Origin of the sequence: Capnocytophaga catalasegens (assembly GCF_026005215.1) — a bacterium.
Taxonomy (GTDB): domain Bacteria; phylum Bacteroidota; class Bacteroidia; order Flavobacteriales; family Flavobacteriaceae; genus Capnocytophaga; species Capnocytophaga catalasegens.
Map to the genome: position 1 here is coordinate 92,914 of NZ_BPMA01000021.1, position 19,918 is coordinate 112,831.

A 19,918-nucleotide genomic window follows, 5' to 3' on the forward strand; every position below is an offset into this window, starting at 1 on the left:
ACATGTTAATATTTTCATTAATAAATATTTAATTTTTCATATAAAAATAGGAATATTTTGAATATTCCTATTTTTTTATAGAATTTCCCCCTTTTGTCATACAAAATAAAAATATTTTTCGTAACTTGCCCTCGTTTTTAATTTACTAAAAATGACAAATACAAAAGAATATCTACAATCGTGGGCAACATCGTACAAAAACGATTTGACAGAAAATATTCTGCCCTTTTGGTTGCAAAACGGATTAGACAAAAAACATGGCGGTGTATATACATGCCTTGACAGAAAAGGAAGCTTAATGGATACAACCAAATCGGTTTGGTTTCAGGGGCGTTTTGCTTTTGTTGCAGCAACGGCTTATAGCGAAATTGAAGCAAATCCCAAGTATTTAGAAGCTGCCAAAAGCTGTATTGACTTCATTGAAAAATATTGCTTTGACTCCGACGGGCGTATGTATTTTGAAATTACCCAAGACGGGCGAGGTATCCGCAAACGGCGATATGTTTTTTCAGAAAGTTTTGCTGTGATTGCTTATGCGGCTTATGCAAAGGCTTCAAAAGACGATTCGTTTGCACACAAGGCTCTTAAACTCTTCAAAAGAATGCAATATTTTCTAAGTACCCCCAATTTTCTTCCTTCCAAATATGAAGATTGGGTCAAAGGCAAAGGACATTCTATCACTATGATTATGCTCAATACTGCGGCACAAGTACGCAAAGTTATCAAAGACCCTATTCTTGATAAGCAAATCAATGATTCTATTTATCTCCTGAAAAATGATTTCTTAAAACCTGAATTTAAAGCCTTACTCGAAAGTGTAGGTGAAAATGGCGAATTTGTCGATACACTAAACGGACGATTGATAAATCCTGGACATTGCATCGAAACCGCATGGTTTTTGCTCGAAGAGGCAAATTACAGAAATTGGGACAACGACATTAAAAATCTGGCACTCACTATTTTAGACTGGTCGTGGGATTGGGGCTGGGACGAACCTTACGGCGGAATTATCAACTTTCGCGATTGCAAAGGTTTTCCTTGTCAAGATTATGCCCAAGATATGAAATTCTGGTGGCCTCAAACCGAAGCTATTATTGCTACTTTATACGCTTATTGGGCTACTAACGACCCAAAATATTTGAAAAACCATCAACTTATTTCCGATTGGACGTACAAACATTTCCCCGATAAAGAATTTGGCGAATGGTACGGATATTTGCATCGTGATGGAACAATTGCCCAAAATGCCAAAGGAAATATTTTCAAAGGTCCTTTTCATATTCCACGAATGATGATAAAAGGATATGAACTCTGTAACGAAATTTTAAAACAATAAAATATGATTTTTGGAGATTTAAAACACAGTAACCGATATGAAAACCTACATCGTGATTTTAAAAAGGCTTTTGAATATATCAAAACTACGAATTGGGTAGAAATGGATTTTGGAAAAACAGAATTAGATGGTGAAAACTTATTTATAATCTATTCAAATCCAGAATGTTTGTCAAAACAAGACCAAGTACTCGAATACCATCAAAAATATTTGGACATTCATATATTATTAGAAGGAAAAGAAACCATCGGGTGGAAATCTCTTGATAGTTGTACTAAACTAAAAAAACCTTTCAATCCTTCTGAAGATTATGGTCTATATAGCGATAAACCAACAACTTACATTACGCTATATCCCAATGAGTTTGCTATAATTTACCCCGAAGATGCACACGCACCTATTATTGGTGAAGGAAAAATACGCAAATTAGTTGTCAAAATCAAAGTCTGAGCTTCATTCTGTTTTTAGTACAAATTCATCTTTATTTTTGCTAAAAAATTAAAACAATATCAGTTTTTTTATTATTTCATCTTTTATTCAATATTTATTTTTAACAAAACTATTTAATAATCAAACACTTAAAATATAAAAATATTTTTTTGAAAAATTTTTTCTCAATTTGTTTGGAAGAAATACAAATTTTGATGTATCTTTGCATCGCAATACCAAAGGCGGGAGTAGCTCAGTTGGTAGAGCGTCAGCCTTCCAAGCTGAATGTCGCGAGTTCGAACCTCGTCTCCCGCTCTAAAAAAGCCTGACAAATGTCAGGCTTTTATTTTTATATTTTTTTAGATATAAAAAATAGCTTTTTTCATTTTTAATAGTATCTTTGCATCTGTATAATATTTAATTCAATGACTTTAATTCGTGAAAAATTAGTACTTCCCAACGAAGGGAAAAAATTGTTATTACATTCGTGCTGTGCACCTTGCTCAGGTGAAGTAATGGAAGCTATTACAGCTTCGAATATCGAATTTACTATCTTTTTTTATAATCCAAACATTCACCCTAAGAAAGAATACGAAATTCGTAAAAATGAAAATATTCGCTATGCCGAAAAATTGGGTATTCCAATAATTGATGCCGATTATGATGTTGATAACTGGTATGAAAGAGCCAAAGGAATGGAATATGAACCCGAGCGAGGCATTCGTTGCACGATGTGTTTTGATATGCGTTTTGAGCGAACTGCCTTGTATGCATACGAAAACGGATTTGACACTATTACAAGTTCGCTCGGTATTTCACGTTGGAAAAATTTTGACCAAATTAACGACTGTGGTTTGCGTGCCGTTGCTCCTTATGAGGGATTAACATATTGGACACATAACTGGCGTAAAAAAGGTGGTTCAGCTCGTATGCTCGAAATAAGCAAGCGTGAAGAGTTCTATATGCAAGAATACTGCGGTTGTGCTTATTCACTACGTGATACCAATCAGTGGCGCTTAGCTAATGGACGCGAACGTATCAAAATTGGTGAAAAATATTATAGTTTTGACAGCTAATTTTTCTTTATTTATATAGTAAAATCAATACTTATGAATATAAAAAAATTCCTTTTACCTCTCTTTGGCATCAATATTTTCTTAATTACAGGAATACTTTACATTGTATTACATCTTACTGATACAGAATATTTTATTCCTGCTATTATTGGTTTGTTTATTATTCATCTAGTATGTATATTTGGATTCTTATACTATATTTTTAATAAAATTTTCGACACAACTAATCGGAAAATTCCCAGTGTATATCAAAAACCATACAAAGAAGGTCAAAATATCAGTTTGGACAATACACCTTTGAAAGCTATTAGCAGAAATCCTAGTTTTTTATTTATAAAAAAGGTAGATTATGAAGAGTTTTTCTTCTCTGAACAACATTTATATATTCTAAATCGCTCAAAAGCAAAAATTTACACCTTTGCACTGAGTGAAATTACTGAAATTAAACGTTCTTTTTTTCAAATGAACTCACGATACGTTTGGACTATCAAAATAAAACCTCTTACAGGTGAGCTTATCTCCTTTAATCTCCTTCCGAAAGATACAATTTTTGATAGTACTTCTTTTGGAGACTTTTACAAAAAGATGCAAGCAATCAAACCTGAGGTCATAAAATCAAAAAACAATTTATTTTTTTAATTTATTTCATTTTTCAATACAAATATTTAAACAAAAACGATAAAAGAATAAAAAAGAATGACTCAAAAGTCGCTTTCATTACAAGAAATCCTTGATGGACAGATTATTTTAATTGACAAACCGCTACATTGGAGTTCATTTCAGACAGTAAATAAGCTCAAATGGGCTATTTTGAAAAAATATAAAATAAAAAAAATTAAAATAGGACACGCCGGTACGCTTGACCCTTTGGCAACAGGGCTTTTGATCATCTGTACTGGAAAATTTACTAAAAAAATTCAACAAATACAAGACGCTCCCAAAGGCTATACAGGAGTAATTACCTTGGGAGCTGCAACGCCTTCGTATGATATGGAAACACAGGTGAATATTACTTTCCCAACCGAGCATATTACGGCTGAATTAGTTAAAAAGGCAAGAATGCAATTTTTGGGAAAAATAGAACAACAACCTCCTATCTTTTCTGCTTTAAAAAAAGACGGAAAACGCTTGTACGAATTTGCCCGCGAAGGAAAAGATATCGAAATAAAGGCACGCACAGTTTATATTGAAACACTTAATTTTCAAACAGATAAACTACCAAATACACTACCTTTTGAAGTATATTGTAGTAAAGGTACTTATATTCGTTCGCTTGCTGATAGCTTTGGGAGAGCCTTGCAAAGTGGTGGATTTCTCTCTGAACTTCGGCGAATAAAAATAGGTGAATTCTCGGTAGAAAATGCACTCTCTCCTGATGATTTTATAACGAAATACATTGACAATGGCTAATATATTCAAATCGCTCATAGATGAAATAAAAAACTTTTACTTGTCTCGACAAGAAAAAGCGCTTGTACTTACCTTGGTGGTGATGATATTTATTGTCTTAGGGCTTATGATATTGCAACTACAAAACGCCCCAAAAGAAATTATGTTAGAGTTTCAGATACCTCCTGAGGAGTTTGTTGATATGGAAAAAGTATTGGAACAAGAGAAACTCGAACAAGAAATAGCAGAGACCAAAGCTACCACCAATGCATACAACGAAGCAGATTCACGAATTAAGCATTCCGATGAACCTTTTAAGACCTTAGAAGAGCTCATTGAGGAGCAAAATGCACTCAGACAAGGTGAAGAAGGCGACCCTAATGATGACGGAATTGAAGAAGCTGGTGAAAAAAGCCCAATTAAAGACCCTGTTGTAGAGCGTGTTCGTGAGTTGATGAAACAAAACACACCCAAGCAAGGTACTATATCTGCCAACAAGAATGCGTATGTCAAATATTATCTTGCTGACCGCTCTGATGTTGCACTTCCTGTACCTATTTATACGTGCGATGCTTCTGGAATAGTGGTTATCAATATAACAGTCAATCACTTAGGGCAAGTAACGAATGCATTGTACAATGCCAAAAGCTCAACCAGTAGCAATGGCTGTTTGATAGACCAAGCACTGATATATGCACGTAAAGCACGTTTTGACAAAAGTAACAAAACACAACAACTCGGTACGATAACCTACCATTTTCAACCTAAATAATCCTTCAAATTATGATACGCCCTGCCACCCGATACGATGCCCAACAAGTTGCCCCACTGATGTTTCAAGCAATGGAAGATATTGTTTATAAAATTATAGGAAAAACAAGTGCCAACGAGGGAATTCGTTTTCTGAAAATCTTATTTGAACAAGAACATAATCAGTATTCTTTTCAAAATGCTTTTGTATATGAATTGCACAATGAAATAGTTGGTTCTGTAGTTTTCTATAATGGAGCAGACTTGCATCGGCTTCGGCAACCTGTACTCACTTTTGCACAAAAACAATACAACCATACCATTATCTTGGAAGATGAAACACAAGCGGGCGAATACTACCTTGACACCCTTAGCGTCTCTCCTAACGTGCAAGGAAAAGGTATTGGCTCACAGCTTATTGCTTATTTAATTGAACATATTGCTAGCAAAACACCTAAATGCATCGGATTACTGGTTGATGAGAAGAACCCAAAGGCTGAAAGATTGTACACATCGCTGGGTTTTAAGTTCCAATCGATTAAGAAGCTTGCCGGCGGAACGTACAAACACCTTACTTACAACTATAAATCTGTAGATTGAATTATTTTTACAAAATAAAATTGGCTGTTCAATCGCCATTATTTTTTGCAAATAAATAAGTTATTTATATTATTTTGATAAAAAAATACATTTTTTTCTAACTTTTAAAAAATATTTCCTACCTTTGCTACTACTTTAAAAGCGTAGAGATTATGTTAATAGCTATTTTGACGTGTTTTTTGTTCTCATTATCTTTGGTGATTGCTCACAAATGGATTAAAGGCAAGGGCGCAATTATCACATCATTGATTCCGATAGGGCTTTTCGGATACTTTCTAAGTTTTATTCCTATTCTTGCCAAGGGTGCAGTGGTGCGTGAGTATGTTCGATGGATACCTTCACTGGGAGTTAATTTCAGTTTGGTAATCGATGGACTTTCGCTAATATTCGCTTTGATGATAACAGGTATTGGAGCTTTGGTTTTTATCTATACATCGGTATATTTGAAGGGACACAGATACTTAGATCGCTTTTACGGATACTTGGGGGTATTTATGGGGGCTATGTTGGGAGTCGTACTATCGGATAATCTTATCACACTTTTCCTCTTTTGGGAGCTTACAAGTATTAGTTCGTTCTTTCTTATTGGGTTTAATAATGATAAAGAAGACTCGCGTAAGTCGGCTATATTAGCATTGGCTATTACCGGATTGGGCGGGATGCTTTTGCTAGCGGGTGTTATCCTTTTAGGACACATAGGAGGCACTTATACGATTTCCGAATTGATAACGCAAAAAGGGATTATCCAACAGAATCCTATCTATCTTATTATTATATGGCTTATCTTCGGAGCGGCATTTACTAAATCGGCGCAATTCCCTTTTCATTTTTGGTTACCAGGAGCAATGAAAGCACCAACGCCTGTTTCTACTTATTTGCATTCGGCAACAATGGTCAAAGCGGGCGTATATCTGCTGCTGAGACTAACTCCTGTTTTGGGCGACAATCCATTATGGAACACGCCTTTGCTTATCGTAGGAGCGATTACAATGCTATATGCGGCATTCCATACGCTCTTTCGTACCGATTTGAAAGCCATCTTAGCCTACTCAACTATAGCAGCGTTAGGCATTTTAACCTTTCTTATTGGGATTGGGACAAGCGCAGCTCTTTTGGCGGCGGTGGTTTTTATCATTATACACGCCACATACAAGGCAACTTTATTCCTTGTAACTGGAATTATCGACCACGAAACAGGTACGCGCGATAGCACACGCCTTTCAGGATTAGCAAAAGTGATGATGCCCTTGGCGCTGATTGCCTTCTTTGCAGCACTATCACACGGAGGAATACCTCCCACATTCGGTTTCGTAGGCAAAGACCTCATTTATGAATCTACTTTGGGACACACCAATGGTTTCCTACTAACGATTTTATCGGTCTTAACCAATGCTTTACTACTATATGCCGGATTAGTAGCTGGGCTGAAGCCCTTTACAGGTAAGTTGCCAAGCGAATTTTCAAAGCTACATATGCCCAGCCCTGTCATGTGGTTACCTCCTGCTATGCTTTCGGTATTGTGCCTTGTCTTTGGATTGTTCCCATCGATATTAGAAGCGGGTTTGGTACGTCCTGCACTTGTGTTTTTAGGGAAAAACACAGATTTCCACCTACAACTTTGGCACGGATTTAACGAGATTCTTCTTTATAGCGCCCTTACGCTTGGCTTAGGTATTGGTCTTTATTGTATAATGAAGCCTTCTGCCAAGAAAGAAACGTTTATTAGTCAAGTTCAATGGGCTTCACCACAACATATTATAGAGCAATTTGCCCAGATTTTTGAAAAAATATCTCTTATGTGGTCTCGTTTTCTACAAAATGGATACTTGACTATCTATGTAAAAAATACGATTTTAGTTGCTACACTCATTTTAGGATATAGCCTTTGGAATAATTTTTCATATCGATTAGACCCTGCATCATTTTCAGAAATAACCTTTCACGAGGTTGTAATCCTTATTGTAGTTATTGTAGCAATTATTTTTGCTACTTTGACCCAATCACGCTTGGCTGCGGTGGCATCATTAGGGTTATTGAGTTTCGGTATGTGTATGATTTTTATGATGTATAGTGCCCCTGATTTAGCAATGACACAGTTTTCTATCGATACACTTACGGTAGTACTCTTTGTCTTGATATTATACAAATTGCCTAATTATCTAAAAATACACACGCAAAAGATAAAACTATTAGATGGCATACTTGCACTATCCTTTGGTGCAGTTATCACGATTATGTGCTTAGAGGTTTTGACCACTCCACAGAATACCGAAGTAAGTTCGTTCTATGCACAGAACTCGTACATTCAAGCGCACGGAAAGAATATTGTCAATGTAATCCTTGTTGATTTCCGTGGAGCGGATACTATGATGGAAATATCTGTACTTTCAATTGCTGCCATAGGGGTTTTTGGCCTTATCAAATTGCGATTGAAAACCAAAGAACGTTTCAAAGCCTAAGTAAAGCTATCAATCATCAACAGACAAATACAACTTATTGATTAAAAAAATTACACAAATGAAAACCATCATCTTACAAACAGCTACAGCGCTTTTGTTGCCCTTGTTACTTTTGTTCTCTATATTCATCTTATTACGAGGACATTATCTGCCCGGAGGGGGATTTGTAGGCGGACTTATTGCTTCGATTGGATTTGTTCTATACTTTTTTGCACACGGAATAGATAAAACCCGCAAAATGTTTGCTATTCACCCAGGCTTTCTAATGCCCTTAGGGTTACTTATGGCATTCACAGCCGGAACAATGCCTATTTTACTCGAACATCTCCCCTATCTTAAAGCACTTTGGATAAGCACACCCTTACCTGCAATAGGATCACTGGGAACACCTGTATTGTTTGATACAGGCGTATATGTAGTAGTACTGGGAGTTACCCTAACAATCATCTTTACTATTACAGAATCAGCTTAGTAAGACGACTATTTTTAACAGACAACTAATATTTTTAATTAGAAAAACCAATCATCAACTACAAACAATCCATACTCAAAATACAAAATAAAACAATTGCATATTGACATTTTACATTCAAGTTATAAAATAAAACAATTGTATATTGACATTTTATATTCAAGTTATAAAATAAAACAATTGTATATTAACAAAAGAGAAATAAAATTATAAAATAACTTAAAAATAATAATACTAACATATAAATTTTATTCAATATGATAAAAACAAACAACTTACAGCGTGTCCGTATTATGGACGTATTCTTAGTAATCTCAAACATCAAAGATTACGCAGAGAAAGAAGATTTAGAAACCTTAAAATTGAAGGATTTTTTTGAACAAAAGTTTATCCCTGCTTTTGAAAAGTTTGACCTTTCTTTAACTCCAAGCAAACAAAAGGAGCTTACCAAGAAAATTCATAGCTTGGATAGCAATCGCGCTACGAACATCAAAGGTCTTTATGCACACCTTAGGTCTTTGGTCAATTTTCCAGACAAGAATATTGCAGAAGCATCTATTCGTTTGAAGAATACAATTGATAGCTTTGGTAAAAGTATCCACAATCTTCCATTAGCAGAAGAGACTGCCGTAGTGATAAATCTATTACAAGAACTTGACCAACCCAATGCTAAGACAGATATTAACCTTGTGGGAGTTAAAAAATGGATTGATGAAATACGTAAAGCAAATAATGAACTCCATACATTATTCAAAGAACGCATCAATAAAGAAGCTACGGTCGAAGTAGGTAAAAGCAAAGCATCACGAGAGGTTATGCAAAAAGTGCTTGCAGACTTCTGCAACCGAATCAATGCCCTTGCGCTCTTAGAAGGAGAAGAACCTTACCGCACACTTATAGATAATATCAATCGTGAAATAGAACGAGCTAAACAAGTAAAAAAGCAACGCACAAGTGCTGCTAAGGCTTCTACACTTATTGATACTTCGTATCAAAGTGACGCAAAATAATTTTATATTCAAAAGATACAAATCATCCCCTATGCAATATATAAATACGTATTGTACTACTATACTTGGGGACTAAATAAAAAGAACTATGGAATTTATACTAGCTATCATAGTTGGACTGCTCTATGCTTCGGGTATTTACCTTATGATGCGACGTAGTTTCGTAAAACTCATTGTAGGGCTTACTATGTTGGGTAATGGTGCAAATCTACTCATTTTCCTTCTTGGACGTATCGTAAAAGGACAACCACCTATTATTGGAGGTGCAGACCAAGTAATTAAAGAGATTTATGCTGACCCTGTACCACAGGCGCTCATTCTGACAGCTATTGTTATTGGTTTTGGGTTACAATCGTTTGCAATTGTACTCATACGAAGGGTATATAAAGTAGTAAAAACTGATGATTTAGATAAGATTAACTCAACAGACGAATTTGCATAATGAATAATTTAGTTGTTTATCCAATACTCATACAATTTATAACAAGCATTGTACTGATGTTCTTATGGCGCAATATCAAAGTACAAAAATATATTAGTGTCGTAAGTAGTATATGCTCTGTATTTGTTACAAGTTATTTATTTTGGCACGTATATACAAAAGGATTTATATCGCTCAATGCGGGTATGTGGAAAGCTCCTTTTGGTATTACATTTGTTGCAGATACGCTTTCAGCCACTTTGACCTTGCTAACATCATTGAGCGGATTAGCCGTTTCAGCCTATGCTACAGCAACTATATCCAATGCACGCATACGTTTTGGATTTTTGCCCGTATTTCACTTTTTGCTTACGGGACTTTATGGAGCCTTCTTAACAGGAGATGCCTTTAATATGTATGTTTGGTTCGAAATCATTATTATTACTTCCTTTGTGTTGCTTTCCCTTGGTGGAGAAAAAGCACAGCTTGAAGGAGCTGTTAAGTATTTTACACTGAATATTATATCATCAACCTTCTTTTTAACAGCGTTGGGAGTACTTTATGGTATTACAGGCACGCTTAATATGGCAGACTTGAATGCTAAAATGGCAGCTGTTCCCCACGAAGGCTTGGTACAACTCTGTGGTTTATTATTTCTGATAGGTTTCGGTATGAAGGCGGCAATATTCCCATTTTTCTATTGGCTTCCTGCCTCGTATCATACACCTCCCAGTGCTGTATCAGCTATCTTTGGTGGGTTGCTTACAAAGGTAGGTGTATATGCGCTATTGCGATTTTTTACGTTAATCTTCCCGATGAACGATTTTACTAACGAATTGTTACTATTTTTAGCTGTATTTACAATGATTACAGGGGGTATGGGCGCATTGGTACAGAATAATATTGTCAAAGTTTTTGCTTATTTAATCATATGTCATATAGGTTTTATGATATTGGGACTGGCTTTACACAATTTGCAAGGATTAGTAGGCGCTGTGAGTTATCTTATTCACGATATTATTGTAAAGACAAATTTATTTCTTATCGTTGGTCTATTGTATAAGATAAGCGGAACACATAGTTTGCGAGACTTAGGAGGAATGTACAAGAATTATCCGAAGCTCTCTCTGCTTATGTTCATTCCATTTTTAGCAGTAATTGGTGTGCCTCCTTTCTCTGGTTTCTGGCCTAAAATAAGCCTTATCAAAGGGTCATTCCTTTGGACAGGTTGGGAAAGCTGGGTTTTCATTGTAGCTATACTCTTTGCTTCGTTCATAACACTCTTTGTAGTTGCCAAAGTATGGGTCAACGCCTTTTGGAAAGATGCTGGTAACTTACCTAAGCTAAAAGATTTCAGATATTTTGATACGCTTACTCCTGAAAAGAAACTTGAAATCGTATTGCCCATTATCTTTTTAGTAGGTATAACACTATATATTAGTTTCGGAGCTGAGCAAATACAGATAGTATCACAACGCATCGCACACGAATTATTATCTAATGAACGATATATCAATACCGTCTTTGAACGATAATCATTTTTCAGTTATAAATATCCTTATTGTAAGGATACAAAACTAATAGATTATTATAAAATACCTTCATTAAAAGCTATTTTTGGTATATATAAATATATAAATCTATCCAAAAAATTGATTTTTATAAAAATACAAATTAAAAAATACTATGAAACAACTACTATATATCATATTCTTATCGCTATTTATCCCAAATACAACTACTATATGGGGGCAATCTCTTGTTGGATATTGGAAGATTAAAGAGTTTATATGGAATACATCTAAAAATGAATATACACTCTATGAACATCGAAAAGTTGAGAAAGCTGGATATGGTAATCGTATTCAATTTAATGAAGACGGAACTTTCAGGTGCTCCTATTCAGCTCCTTGTGGTAATGATTGTTTTCCTTTTTCATCAGGGAATTATCGAATACTCGATAATAACTATATAGAAATTATTGTAAATTATATTTCTCAAGATGGTTTTTGTGAGGAGATAAACGAAGAAGGCAATTGGAACTTAGGCAACTACTACATGTACTTTGGTAATGGAGGTATTTGTAAGCTAGTCAAAAGTTCAAATACAATTGATGTCGATAAACAAAAAGCTATATATACTGCAATGATAGATACTTATATGATATATTACTTTATCATTAACCGAAATAAAACCTATGTAAAGACACCTAAGGAAAGTCCGCTACAAGAACTTCTCAAAACACATCTTTCGATAACTAATTACAAAGTTATAGCTAAGCGACAACAAGGAGTTTATGATATCTTTTTAATTAAAAACTTAGATAAAAACGATGACTATTGGATATTCAACATATACAAAGATGGTTCATTCTGTTATAATTATAAGGAACTCAAAGAAAAATACTTTAAATAACATATAAATATATGATATTATGATAAAACAATTCTTACTCAACGTCTTACTGATGATAGTCTGGGTACTACTTACGGGTAGTTTTACCTTGGCAGACTTCATCTTCGGGTTTGTGTTAGGTTATGGTATCTTATGGCTTGTATATCGACTTTCCAAAGGAGAAGGAAGGCGGTATTTTATAGTCGTTCCCAAGTCTATTATGCTATTCTTGTTCTTTATCAAAGAACTAATTAAAGCTAATTTGCACGTTGCCTATGAGGTTATGACCCCAAAGCTTCGTATTACACCAGGTATTGTAGCGGTTCCACTAAGTGTTACTTCCGATTTTGAAATCTTATTGCTTACTAATCTTATATCACTCACACCTGGAACCTTCTGTATTGATGTATCCAAAGATAGAAAAACACTCTATGTACACGAAATGTACGTAGGCAATAAGGAGCAATACATAAAAAATATTAAAAACGGATTTGAAAAACGAATATTAGAAATTACACAATGATACACTTAGACACTATACTTACCTATGTGGTACTCCCTATGGTAGGAGTTGCCATCTTACTTATCGGGTATCGCTTTTTGAAAGGTCCTAAAATATCAGACCGCATCTTATGTTCCGATATGTTATTTACCTTAGGTACAGCGGTTATAGCCCTATATGGTATCAAGGTTAATAATCCTATCTTTCTGGACATAGCCCTGATGTTTGCTTTGATAGCATTTTTAAGTACGGTAGCCTTCTCGTACTATTTAGTAAATCGACATAAAAATAATACACGGAAAAAATGATAGAAATACTTATTGGCGTACTTGCCTTTCTGGGAGCTTTGTTTATCCTTATGGCAGGAATCGGGGTTGTAAGAATGCCCGATACATATCTGAGAATGTCTGTAGCTACCAAATCGACAACTTTGGGCGTAGGACTTACACTTGTTGCCTTTGGACTGCATTTCCAAGAGCAAATGACTACAATGCGCGTACTTATTATTATACTTTTTGTAATGATTACAGCGCCTGTATCAGCACATCTAATGGGGCGTGCTACTTATATTAGCAAAAACAAGCTTTGGGACAAATCCGTTTCCGATGACCTCAAAGACAAATACGATGAAGAGGATCATTGTTAGCAAAAGACCCTTTTTATAACCATATAATTCTTATCTCAGTATGAAAAAAGGAATTGTTATAGCTGTACTTTGCCTTATTTCTATTCTGATATACTTTTTGTATAATCCATTAGAAAAGGAAAAACAAACTATTTGCCTAATGTATGTAGCATTTGCCTGCGAGTGTGCCAACTGGGTACCTACTGACTATGTACAATATTTAGATAATCCGTCATTAGCCCCATCTGATTATAGCATTTTTATAGAACCTGCATATACAAACTTAGTTCTTCCAGATACATTAGGATATAACGGAGATATTATTTGCTTTACAGGACAATTCTATCAACAAAAAGGCTTTCCAAAAGGTTATAAATCATATCAATACCCCGAAAAAGCTCGTGTATTTCGCTATACTGATTATAAAATAATTTCAAGCAATTATCAAATTATTCAAAAAAACATAAAAGAGCCTAACAACTCTTTGTAATATCTTTTTATTATATACAAAATTATCTCAGTTTTTTAATCATCTAAGTACGAAATCGTAGGTAAAAAAGCTCCTTTTAAGGTATTTTTCTCTTTATCAACATCAAAAAATAGCATTTTATGACGAAAAATACTATTTTATTTTGTTGAAAATCAGCTATATAAACATTTTTATCCTTTTTTATTTTTTATTTTCAAATAAAAATTTACTTTTGCGCAAACAAAAATATATTAAAATTATGTATTGGACATTGGAATTAGCATCTTATCTGAGTGATGCACCTTGGCCTGCTACCAAAGATGAAATTATCGATTATGCAATTCGTACAGGCGCACCTATGGAGGTTGTTGAAAACTTACAAGCCTTAGAAGACGAAGGAGATATGTACGAATCAATTGAAGAAATATGGCCAGACTACCCTACTGATGAAGATTATCTTTGGAATGAAGATGAATATTAAAAAAGAGATGCCCTTTTGCATCTCTTTTTTCTGTTCATCTATTCTATTTTAGGCAATTGCCAATGGTATTTTACCGCAAGTAATCGTATTACAATAATAACTGCTACCGTTAGTATATCGACCCAATTATTTTCAAAATTTGCAGATCGCAACAATACAAATACTATCCCCCCTACAAGACACGGAGTAGCGTATATCTCCCGATGCAGAATAGCAGGAACTTCATTGCACAAAATATCTCGAATAGCTCCACCAAAACAACCTGTAACCGCACCAAGCCCAATAGCAATAGCCGGATGAAGCCCAAAAGCAAGCCCTTTGTGTATCCCTATAATGGTAAATACTCCAAGTCCAATTGTATCAAAAAGCAGTAATGATTTGCGTAAATATAACATCTTTTCACGAAAAATAAATGTCAGAGAAGCTCCAATAGCTATCATGACCATATAAATAGGTTGTTTCATCCAAAAAACGGGTGTACTTCCAATCATCATATCACGCAATGTCCCCCCTCCCATGCCAGTTACCGAAGCTATGATAAACATTCCGAAGATATCCATTTTATGTTCTCTCGCTGCCAATGCTCCCGAAATAGCAAAAACAATTGTTCCTATCAAATCCATAATAAATAAAAATGGGACAAAGGTAAAATCATTGGGCAAAGCTTTCAGTGTTTCCATTATAAATAATAAAAAATCGTGCAAAATTACAATTTTTCAAAAGAAGTACATAATTCTGATACTTAAAATTTTTCCATAGAATATTTTTTGTACCTTTGTGCCTAAATTTTTTGTATTTGAGTACTCGTAACAAATTAAAAATAGTCAATGACCCAGTACATGGGTTTATAAATATCCCTGACGAATTGATTTTCGACCTAATAGAACATCCTTATTTTCAAAGACTTAGACGAATTTCACAAATGGGACTTTCGTATTTGGTATATCCAGGTGCAAGACATACACGCTTTCATCATGCGATGGGGTGTATGCACCTGATGCAAAAAGCTGTACAAACACTTCGCTTTAAGGGAATTCAGATATCCAAAGAAGAAGAAGAAGGTTTATATATAGCCATCTTACTACACGATATTGGACATGGTCCTTTTTCGCATGCAATGGAACACAGTATCGTTGAGGGAATTTCTCACGAAGAAATTTCGCTATTATTTATGCAAGAACTAAACAAAGTTTTCGACAATAAGCTCTCTATTGCTATTCAGATTTTCCGAAAAGAATATCCACGAAAATTTATGAATCAATTAGTTTCAAGTCAGTTAGATATTGACCGATTAGACTATTTGAAACGGGATAGTTTTTATACAGGAGTTGCCGAAGGAAATATCAATTCAGAACGAATTATCGCAATGCTCAATGTCAAAAACGATATACTTGTTGTTGAAGATAAAGGCATTTATTCTATTGAGAAATTTTTAGTTGCGCGTCGATTGATGTACTGGCAAGTATATCTGCACAAAACAAGTATTATTGCCGAACAATTACTTATAAAAGTATTGAAACGTGCCAAAGAATTGACTCACATAGGCAAAAAACTTCCAATGTCTTCGGCTTTGACCTATTTTGTTAGAAATAAAATTTCTACAGAAACCTTTGACAACAAAGCACTTTCTATTTTTGCTAAATTAGACGATTGTGATATTATCTCTGCTATGAAAGAATGGGAAAATTGTGATGATTTTGTTCTTGCAAAACTCAGTACAATGCTTCTGAACAGAGACCTACTTCGAGTAAAAATTCGAAAAAACTTACCTGACAAAGAAAAAATAAAGCAACTTAGAGAACAAACTGAACAGAAATATAATATCCCGTTAGAAATGACTGATTACTTCGTTTTTACAGGAGAAATTTATAATACAGCTTATAATAAAAATAGTCAAAATATTTTTATTTCGACTAAAAATGGGAAAATTTTAGATGTAACAACAGCTTCTGACCAAATGAATTTAGAAGCACTTTCTACTAAAGTTACCAAATATTTCTTGTGTTATCCAAAAGAATTTAATTGACAAGTTATAACAAAAACGATATTTTTTAATCAAAATTGTAAATAATTTGATTTGTTTTTTTATTTTTGTACCCAAATAAACAAATCAAATGGTAGAGTAATACCATATTCATTAAAATCGTACATAGTGAAAGTAAAAGCTATACAAATATCCGAAATACTGCAAGGAGAACTTGTTGGAAATCCTGATGTGGAAATTTTTAAACTTGCAAAAATAGAAGAAGGCACTAAAGGTGCTATTACTTTTTTGGCTAATCCAAAATATCGGCACCATATTTACACAACTGAGGCATCTGTGGTAATTGTAAGTGATGATTTTGTTCCTGAACAAAAAATAAAATCGACACTCATCAAAGTTAATAATCCGTATTCGGCTTTTACGAAATTATTGGAATATTATCATCAGATGAAGTTGATGAATAAAGTTGGGATTGAAAATCCTGTTTATATAGCTCCATCGGCAAAGATTGGAGAGAATGTATATATTGGTGCATTTGTTAGTATTGGAGAAAATGTTGTTATTAGTAACAATGTAAAAATTTATCCAAATACGAATATCGGAGAAAATACTTCTGTGGGAGAGAATACAATTATTTTCAGCGGGGTGAATATCTACTCCGATACTGTTATTGGTAAGAACTGCGTACTGCATTCGGGAGTGGTCATTGGAGGTGATGGCTTTGGCTTTGCACCACAAGAAGATGGTCATTATAAAAAAGTGCCACAAATAGGAAATGTCATTTTGGAAGATAATATTGAAATTGGAGCAAATACAACAATTGATAAAGCTACGTTGGGTTCAACAATTATCCGGCAAGGTGCCAAGATTGATAATCTAGTTCAAATTGCACACAATGTAGAAGTTGGTGAGCATACGGTAATTGCCTCGCAATCGGGAATAGCTGGGTCGACCAAGATAGGAAGTAATTGCGTTATCGGAGGACAAGTAGGTATTGTAGGGCATATTAGTATAGGTAACGGCGCAAAGATACAAGCACAATCGGGAATTGCTAGCAATATTGATGATAATGAAGTAGTGCAAGGTTCTCCTGCATTGGGATATATGGAATATAACAAGTCGTATGTTGTATTCCGCAAACTTCCGCAGTTAGCAAAAAAGATACACGAATTAGAGAAATATATAATCCATAAAAAACAATAAATAGTGAAACAGCATACTTTATCAACGGAGATTACCCTCACGGGTAAAGGTCTTCACACGGGAAAAGATGTTACATTAACTTTAAAGCCAGCCCCTATCAATACGGGGTTTGTTTTTGTACGTGTCGATTTGGAAGGCGCACCACACATTGAAGCAGATGCCAATTATGTTACAAATACTGAAAGGGGTACTGTTTTAGAGAAAAAAGGTGTGCGGATACAGACCTGCGAGCACATTTTGGCTTCGCTTGTGGGAATGAATTTGGACAATGTTTTCATTGAGCTTAATGCCTCAGAACCTCCTATTATGGACGGGTCTGCGAAATTCTTTGTAGAAGCCATTGAGAAGGCAGGAGTTGTAGTGCAAGATGCCGAGCGCAATGAATATATCGTTCGGGAGGTAATCTCTTATGTAAATGAAGAAACAGGTTCGGAAATAACGATAATCCCTTCAGAGGAGTATCAGGTTACTACGATGGTCGATTTTGGGACAAAAATTCTCGGCACGCAGAATGCATATATGAATTCGCTCAAAGAATTTCCAAAAGATATAGCTTCGGCACGGACATTCAGTTTCTTACACGAGCTTGAAACACTTCTGGATCATGGACTTATCAAAGGAGGCGACTTGAACAACGCTATCATCTACGTAGATAAGGAATTATCAGAAGAAACGATGGATAAGCTGAAAAAAATCTTCAATAAAGACAAGGTTGCTGTTAATCCCAATGGGATATTGGACAATATAACACTACACTACTCTAATGAGGCAGCACGGCATAAGTTATTGGACGTGATTGGCGATTTGGCGCTTGTAGGTACATACATAAGAGGCAAAGTAATTGCTAATAAACCCGGACACTTTACCAATACACAATTTGCAAAAAAATTATCAAAAATCATTGCCAACGAAAAGAAAAACGATATTCCGAAAGTAGATTTAAACCAAAAACCATTGCTCGATACGGTTCAAATAATGAATTTGTTACCGCATCGTCCTCCAATGCTTTTGGTTGATAAGGTATTCGAACTTTCAGACAAACACGTAGTTGCTACTAAGAACGTAACGATGAACGAACCATTCTTCGTTGGTCACTTCCCAGGCGCACCGATAATGCCAGGTGTTCTCCAAATAGAAGCAATGGCGCAGGCAGGAGGTGTACTGATACTAAGCACCGTTCCCGACCCTGAGAATTACCTTACTTTCTTTATGAAAATAGATAATGTAAAATTCAAAGTACCCGTAATGCCTGGTGATACACTTATCTTCAAGTTGGAATTGCTCACTCCTATTCGTCGTGGTATTTGTCATATGCAAGCATATGCGTATGCTAATGGACGACTTGTTACCGAAGGCGAGTTGATGGCAAAAATTGTTAAACGAGATAATCAGGTATAGCTATGAATCAACCTTTGGCATATATACACCCCGAAGCTAAAATTGCACAAAATGTAGTGATAGAACCTTTTGCTGTGATTTCTAAGAATGTTACCATAGGCGAAGGCACTTGGATTGGGTCAAACGTAACGATAATGGAAGGAGCTCACATTGGGAAGAATTGTCGTATCTTCCCTAGCGCTGTAATCTCTGCCATCCCGCAAGATTTAAAATATCAAGGCGAGGAAACCACTGTGCATATTGGTGATAACACAACAATACGAGAGTGTGTAACCATTAACAAAGGTACTTTTGACCGAATGAAAACTGTTGTAGGTACGAATTGTTTGATTATGGCGTATTGCCATATAGCTCACGATTGTATTGTGGGAGATGGTTGTATTTTTTCAAATGGGACGACGCTTGCCGGACATGTAAGCGTGGGCAATTCGGTAGTTATGGCAGGAATGACTGCTGTACATCAGTTCTGTTCGATAGGAAATTATGCTTTTGTAACGGGCGGGTCGTTAGTTCGTAAAGATGTTCCTCCGTATGTAAAAGCAGCGCGCGAGCCGTTATCTTATGTAGGAATAAATTCGGTTGGATTGCGTCGCCGTGGGTTTTCTTCTGAGAAAATTCGAGAAATACAGAATATCTATCGAATTCTTTTCCAGAAAAATTTGAATAATTCGCAAGCCCTCGAATATATTGAAGCAGAACTGGAGGCTACACCCGAGCGTGATGAGATTGTTCAATTCGTACGCGATTCACAACGTGGAATTATGAAAGGATATTTTAATTCAAGTAATTGATATTAAAGTAAAAACTATTAAAAATCACAACTTTTCATTCGAATGCATATCATAGTGTTTATTATGCTTATGCAATGTGGCAACAAATAAAAACACTACAACACAATTTTATTTAGAATTGAACACAGA

22 protein-coding genes, 1 tRNA gene and 1 pseudogene are annotated in these 19,918 nt (G+C 35.1%); 23 read left to right on the forward strand and 1 reads right to left on the reverse strand.

Features of this window, described 5'->3' with window-relative positions:
* Positions 1 to 151: 151 nt before the first annotated feature.
* The 19 genes and pseudogenes from OO775_RS07210 (at position 152) to OO775_RS07300 (ending at position 14,413) form a co-directional block, all read left to right on the forward strand.
* Positions 152 to 1,336 (forward strand): AGE family epimerase/isomerase, encoded by a 1,185-nt coding sequence (locus OO775_RS07210; RefSeq protein ID WP_264846409.1) that lies wholly within the window; start codon positions 152 to 154, stop codon positions 1,334 to 1,336.
* A 3-nt stretch (positions 1,337 to 1,339) separates the two neighbouring features.
* A complete protein-coding gene (locus tag OO775_RS07215; protein WP_264846410.1) occupies positions 1,340 to 1,786 on the forward strand; it encodes a NanQ anomerase/TabA/YiaL family protein in 447 nt (148 codons plus the stop codon).
* A 221-nt stretch (positions 1,787 to 2,007) separates the two neighbouring features.
* Positions 2,008 to 2,080: transfer RNA gene (locus tag OO775_RS07220), tRNA-Gly, on the forward strand.
* Positions 2,081 to 2,190: 110 nt separating this feature from the next.
* On the forward strand, positions 2,191 to 2,841 hold the full coding sequence (locus tag OO775_RS07225; RefSeq protein WP_264846411.1) for an epoxyqueuosine reductase QueH: 651 nt from the start codon (positions 2,191 to 2,193) through the stop codon (positions 2,839 to 2,841).
* 33 nt (positions 2,842 to 2,874) lie between these two features.
* Complete coding sequence (locus OO775_RS07230) at positions 2,875 to 3,480, forward strand: hypothetical protein (RefSeq protein ID WP_264846412.1); 606 nt, start codon at positions 2,875 to 2,877, stop codon at positions 3,478 to 3,480.
* A gap of 57 nt (positions 3,481 to 3,537) precedes the next feature.
* Positions 3,538 to 4,239, forward strand: a pseudogene (gene truB, locus OO775_RS07235) (tRNA pseudouridine(55) synthase TruB); the annotation flags it as partial.
* Positions 4,240 to 4,243: 4 nt separating this feature from the next.
* On the forward strand, positions 4,244 to 5,002 hold the full coding sequence (locus tag OO775_RS07240) for an energy transducer TonB (protein ID WP_264846414.1): 759 nt from the start codon (positions 4,244 to 4,246) through the stop codon (positions 5,000 to 5,002).
* An 11-nt stretch (positions 5,003 to 5,013) separates the two neighbouring features.
* Entirely contained in the window at positions 5,014 to 5,580 is a 567-nt protein-coding gene (locus tag OO775_RS07245) for a GNAT family N-acetyltransferase (RefSeq protein ID WP_264846415.1), read from the forward strand.
* A 152-nt stretch (positions 5,581 to 5,732) separates the two neighbouring features.
* On the forward strand, positions 5,733 to 8,039 hold the full coding sequence (locus OO775_RS07250; protein WP_264846416.1) for a putative monovalent cation/H+ antiporter subunit A: 2,307 nt from the start codon (positions 5,733 to 5,735) through the stop codon (positions 8,037 to 8,039).
* A 58-nt stretch (positions 8,040 to 8,097) separates the two neighbouring features.
* Positions 8,098 to 8,511 (forward strand): Na+/H+ antiporter subunit B, encoded by a 414-nt coding sequence (locus tag OO775_RS07255; RefSeq protein ID WP_264846417.1) that lies wholly within the window; start codon positions 8,098 to 8,100, stop codon positions 8,509 to 8,511.
* A 257-nt stretch (positions 8,512 to 8,768) separates the two neighbouring features.
* Positions 8,769 to 9,521 (forward strand): DUF6261 family protein, encoded by a 753-nt coding sequence (locus OO775_RS07260; protein ID WP_264846418.1) that lies wholly within the window; start codon positions 8,769 to 8,771, stop codon positions 9,519 to 9,521.
* 88 nt (positions 9,522 to 9,609) lie between these two features.
* On the forward strand, positions 9,610 to 9,963 hold the full coding sequence (locus OO775_RS07265; RefSeq protein ID WP_264846419.1) for a Na+/H+ antiporter subunit C: 354 nt from the start codon (positions 9,610 to 9,612) through the stop codon (positions 9,961 to 9,963).
* Complete coding sequence (locus tag OO775_RS07270) at positions 9,963 to 11,477, forward strand: proton-conducting transporter transmembrane domain-containing protein (RefSeq protein WP_264846420.1); 1,515 nt, start codon at positions 9,963 to 9,965, stop codon at positions 11,475 to 11,477. The genes OO775_RS07265 and OO775_RS07270 overlap by 1 nt, the downstream gene beginning before the upstream one ends.
* A gap of 151 nt (positions 11,478 to 11,628) precedes the next feature.
* The gene (locus OO775_RS07275) at positions 11,629 to 12,357 is read left to right on the forward strand and encodes a lipocalin family protein (RefSeq protein ID WP_264846421.1); all 729 of its coding nucleotides are present in this window, start codon (positions 11,629 to 11,631) and stop codon (positions 12,355 to 12,357) included.
* Positions 12,358 to 12,376: 19 nt separating this feature from the next.
* Positions 12,377 to 12,859 carry a Na+/H+ antiporter subunit E gene (locus OO775_RS07280; RefSeq protein ID WP_264846422.1) on the forward strand — a complete coding sequence of 161 codons (483 nt, stop codon included), beginning with the start codon at positions 12,377 to 12,379 and terminating at the stop codon, positions 12,857 to 12,859.
* Positions 12,856 to 13,146 carry a cation:proton antiporter gene (locus OO775_RS07285; protein ID WP_264846423.1) on the forward strand — a complete coding sequence of 97 codons (291 nt, stop codon included), beginning with the start codon at positions 12,856 to 12,858 and terminating at the stop codon, positions 13,144 to 13,146. Before OO775_RS07280 ends, OO775_RS07285 begins: the two co-directional genes overlap by 4 nt.
* Positions 13,143 to 13,484: a monovalent cation/H(+) antiporter subunit G gene (gene mnhG / locus OO775_RS07290; RefSeq protein ID WP_264846424.1), complete on the forward strand. Its 342-nt coding sequence runs from the start codon at positions 13,143 to 13,145 to the stop codon at positions 13,482 to 13,484. The genes OO775_RS07285 and mnhG overlap by 4 nt, the downstream gene beginning before the upstream one ends.
* A 40-nt stretch (positions 13,485 to 13,524) precedes the next feature.
* Entirely contained in the window at positions 13,525 to 13,953 is a 429-nt protein-coding gene (locus OO775_RS07295) for a hypothetical protein (protein ID WP_264846425.1), read from the forward strand.
* Positions 13,954 to 14,191: 238 nt separating this feature from the next.
* Positions 14,192 to 14,413 carry a DUF2795 domain-containing protein gene (locus OO775_RS07300; protein ID WP_264846426.1) on the forward strand — a complete coding sequence of 74 codons (222 nt, stop codon included), beginning with the start codon at positions 14,192 to 14,194 and terminating at the stop codon, positions 14,411 to 14,413.
* 38 nt (positions 14,414 to 14,451) lie between these two features.
* On the opposite strand, the gene OO775_RS07305 is transcribed toward OO775_RS07300, so the two are convergent.
* Positions 14,452 to 15,093: a trimeric intracellular cation channel family protein gene (locus OO775_RS07305; protein ID WP_264846427.1), complete on the reverse strand. Its 642-nt coding sequence runs from the start codon at positions 15,091 to 15,093 to the stop codon at positions 14,452 to 14,454.
* A gap of 116 nt (positions 15,094 to 15,209) precedes the next feature.
* Here OO775_RS07305 and OO775_RS07310 point away from each other — a divergent pair, with 116 nt between their 5' ends.
* The 4 genes from OO775_RS07310 to lpxA all read left to right on the forward strand — a co-directional run bounded on the left by OO775_RS07310 (position 15,210) and on the right by lpxA (position 19,789).
* Positions 15,210 to 16,439 (forward strand): HD domain-containing protein, encoded by a 1,230-nt coding sequence (locus tag OO775_RS07310; protein ID WP_264846428.1) that lies wholly within the window; start codon positions 15,210 to 15,212, stop codon positions 16,437 to 16,439.
* 126 nt (positions 16,440 to 16,565) lie between these two features.
* On the forward strand, positions 16,566 to 17,600 hold the full coding sequence (gene lpxD / locus OO775_RS07315; RefSeq protein WP_264846429.1) for a UDP-3-O-(3-hydroxymyristoyl)glucosamine N-acyltransferase: 1,035 nt from the start codon (positions 16,566 to 16,568) through the stop codon (positions 17,598 to 17,600).
* Positions 17,601 to 18,998, forward strand: coding sequence for a bifunctional UDP-3-O-[3-hydroxymyristoyl] N-acetylglucosamine deacetylase/3-hydroxyacyl-ACP dehydratase (locus OO775_RS07320; protein ID WP_264846513.1), 1,398 nt, complete (start codon positions 17,601 to 17,603; stop codon positions 18,996 to 18,998).
* Between the two features lie 2 nt (positions 18,999 to 19,000).
* Positions 19,001 to 19,789 (forward strand): acyl-ACP--UDP-N-acetylglucosamine O-acyltransferase, encoded by a 789-nt coding sequence (lpxA, locus tag OO775_RS07325; protein WP_264846430.1) that lies wholly within the window; start codon positions 19,001 to 19,003, stop codon positions 19,787 to 19,789.
* The last annotated feature ends 129 nt before the right edge of the window (positions 19,790 to 19,918 follow it).

Excerpts from the sequence above, each read along its gene's own strand:
- OO775_RS07210 (WP_264846409.1), top strand. The coding sequence starts at position 152 with ATGACAAATACAAAAGAATATCTACAATCGTGGGCAACATCGTACAAA.
- OO775_RS07215 (WP_264846410.1), top strand. The coding sequence starts at position 1,340 with ATGATTTTTGGAGATTTAAAACACAGTAACCGATATGAAAACCTACAT.
- OO775_RS07225 (WP_264846411.1), top strand. The coding sequence starts at position 2,191 with ATGACTTTAATTCGTGAAAAATTAGTACTTCCCAACGAAGGGAAAAAA.
- OO775_RS07230 (WP_264846412.1), top strand. The coding sequence starts at position 2,875 with ATGAATATAAAAAAATTCCTTTTACCTCTCTTTGGCATCAATATTTTC.
- OO775_RS07240 (WP_264846414.1), top strand. The coding sequence starts at position 4,244 with ATGGCTAATATATTCAAATCGCTCATAGATGAAATAAAAAACTTTTAC.
- OO775_RS07245 (WP_264846415.1), top strand. The coding sequence starts at position 5,014 with ATGATACGCCCTGCCACCCGATACGATGCCCAACAAGTTGCCCCACTG.
- OO775_RS07250 (WP_264846416.1), top strand. The coding sequence starts at position 5,733 with ATGTTAATAGCTATTTTGACGTGTTTTTTGTTCTCATTATCTTTGGTG.
- OO775_RS07255 (WP_264846417.1), top strand. The coding sequence starts at position 8,098 with ATGAAAACCATCATCTTACAAACAGCTACAGCGCTTTTGTTGCCCTTG.
- OO775_RS07260 (WP_264846418.1), top strand. The coding sequence starts at position 8,769 with ATGATAAAAACAAACAACTTACAGCGTGTCCGTATTATGGACGTATTC.
- OO775_RS07265 (WP_264846419.1), top strand. The coding sequence starts at position 9,610 with ATGGAATTTATACTAGCTATCATAGTTGGACTGCTCTATGCTTCGGGT.
- OO775_RS07270 (WP_264846420.1), top strand. The coding sequence starts at position 9,963 with ATGAATAATTTAGTTGTTTATCCAATACTCATACAATTTATAACAAGC.
- OO775_RS07275 (WP_264846421.1), top strand. The coding sequence starts at position 11,629 with ATGAAACAACTACTATATATCATATTCTTATCGCTATTTATCCCAAAT.
- OO775_RS07280 (WP_264846422.1), top strand. The coding sequence starts at position 12,377 with ATGATAAAACAATTCTTACTCAACGTCTTACTGATGATAGTCTGGGTA.
- OO775_RS07285 (WP_264846423.1), top strand. The coding sequence starts at position 12,856 with ATGATACACTTAGACACTATACTTACCTATGTGGTACTCCCTATGGTA.
- mnhG (WP_264846424.1), top strand. The coding sequence starts at position 13,143 with ATGATAGAAATACTTATTGGCGTACTTGCCTTTCTGGGAGCTTTGTTT.
- OO775_RS07295 (WP_264846425.1), top strand. The coding sequence starts at position 13,525 with ATGAAAAAAGGAATTGTTATAGCTGTACTTTGCCTTATTTCTATTCTG.
- OO775_RS07300 (WP_264846426.1), top strand. The coding sequence starts at position 14,192 with ATGTATTGGACATTGGAATTAGCATCTTATCTGAGTGATGCACCTTGG.
- OO775_RS07305 (WP_264846427.1), bottom strand. The coding sequence starts at position 15,093 with ATGGAAACACTGAAAGCTTTGCCCAATGATTTTACCTTTGTCCCATTT.
- lpxA (WP_264846430.1), top strand. The coding sequence starts at position 19,001 with ATGAATCAACCTTTGGCATATATACACCCCGAAGCTAAAATTGCACAA.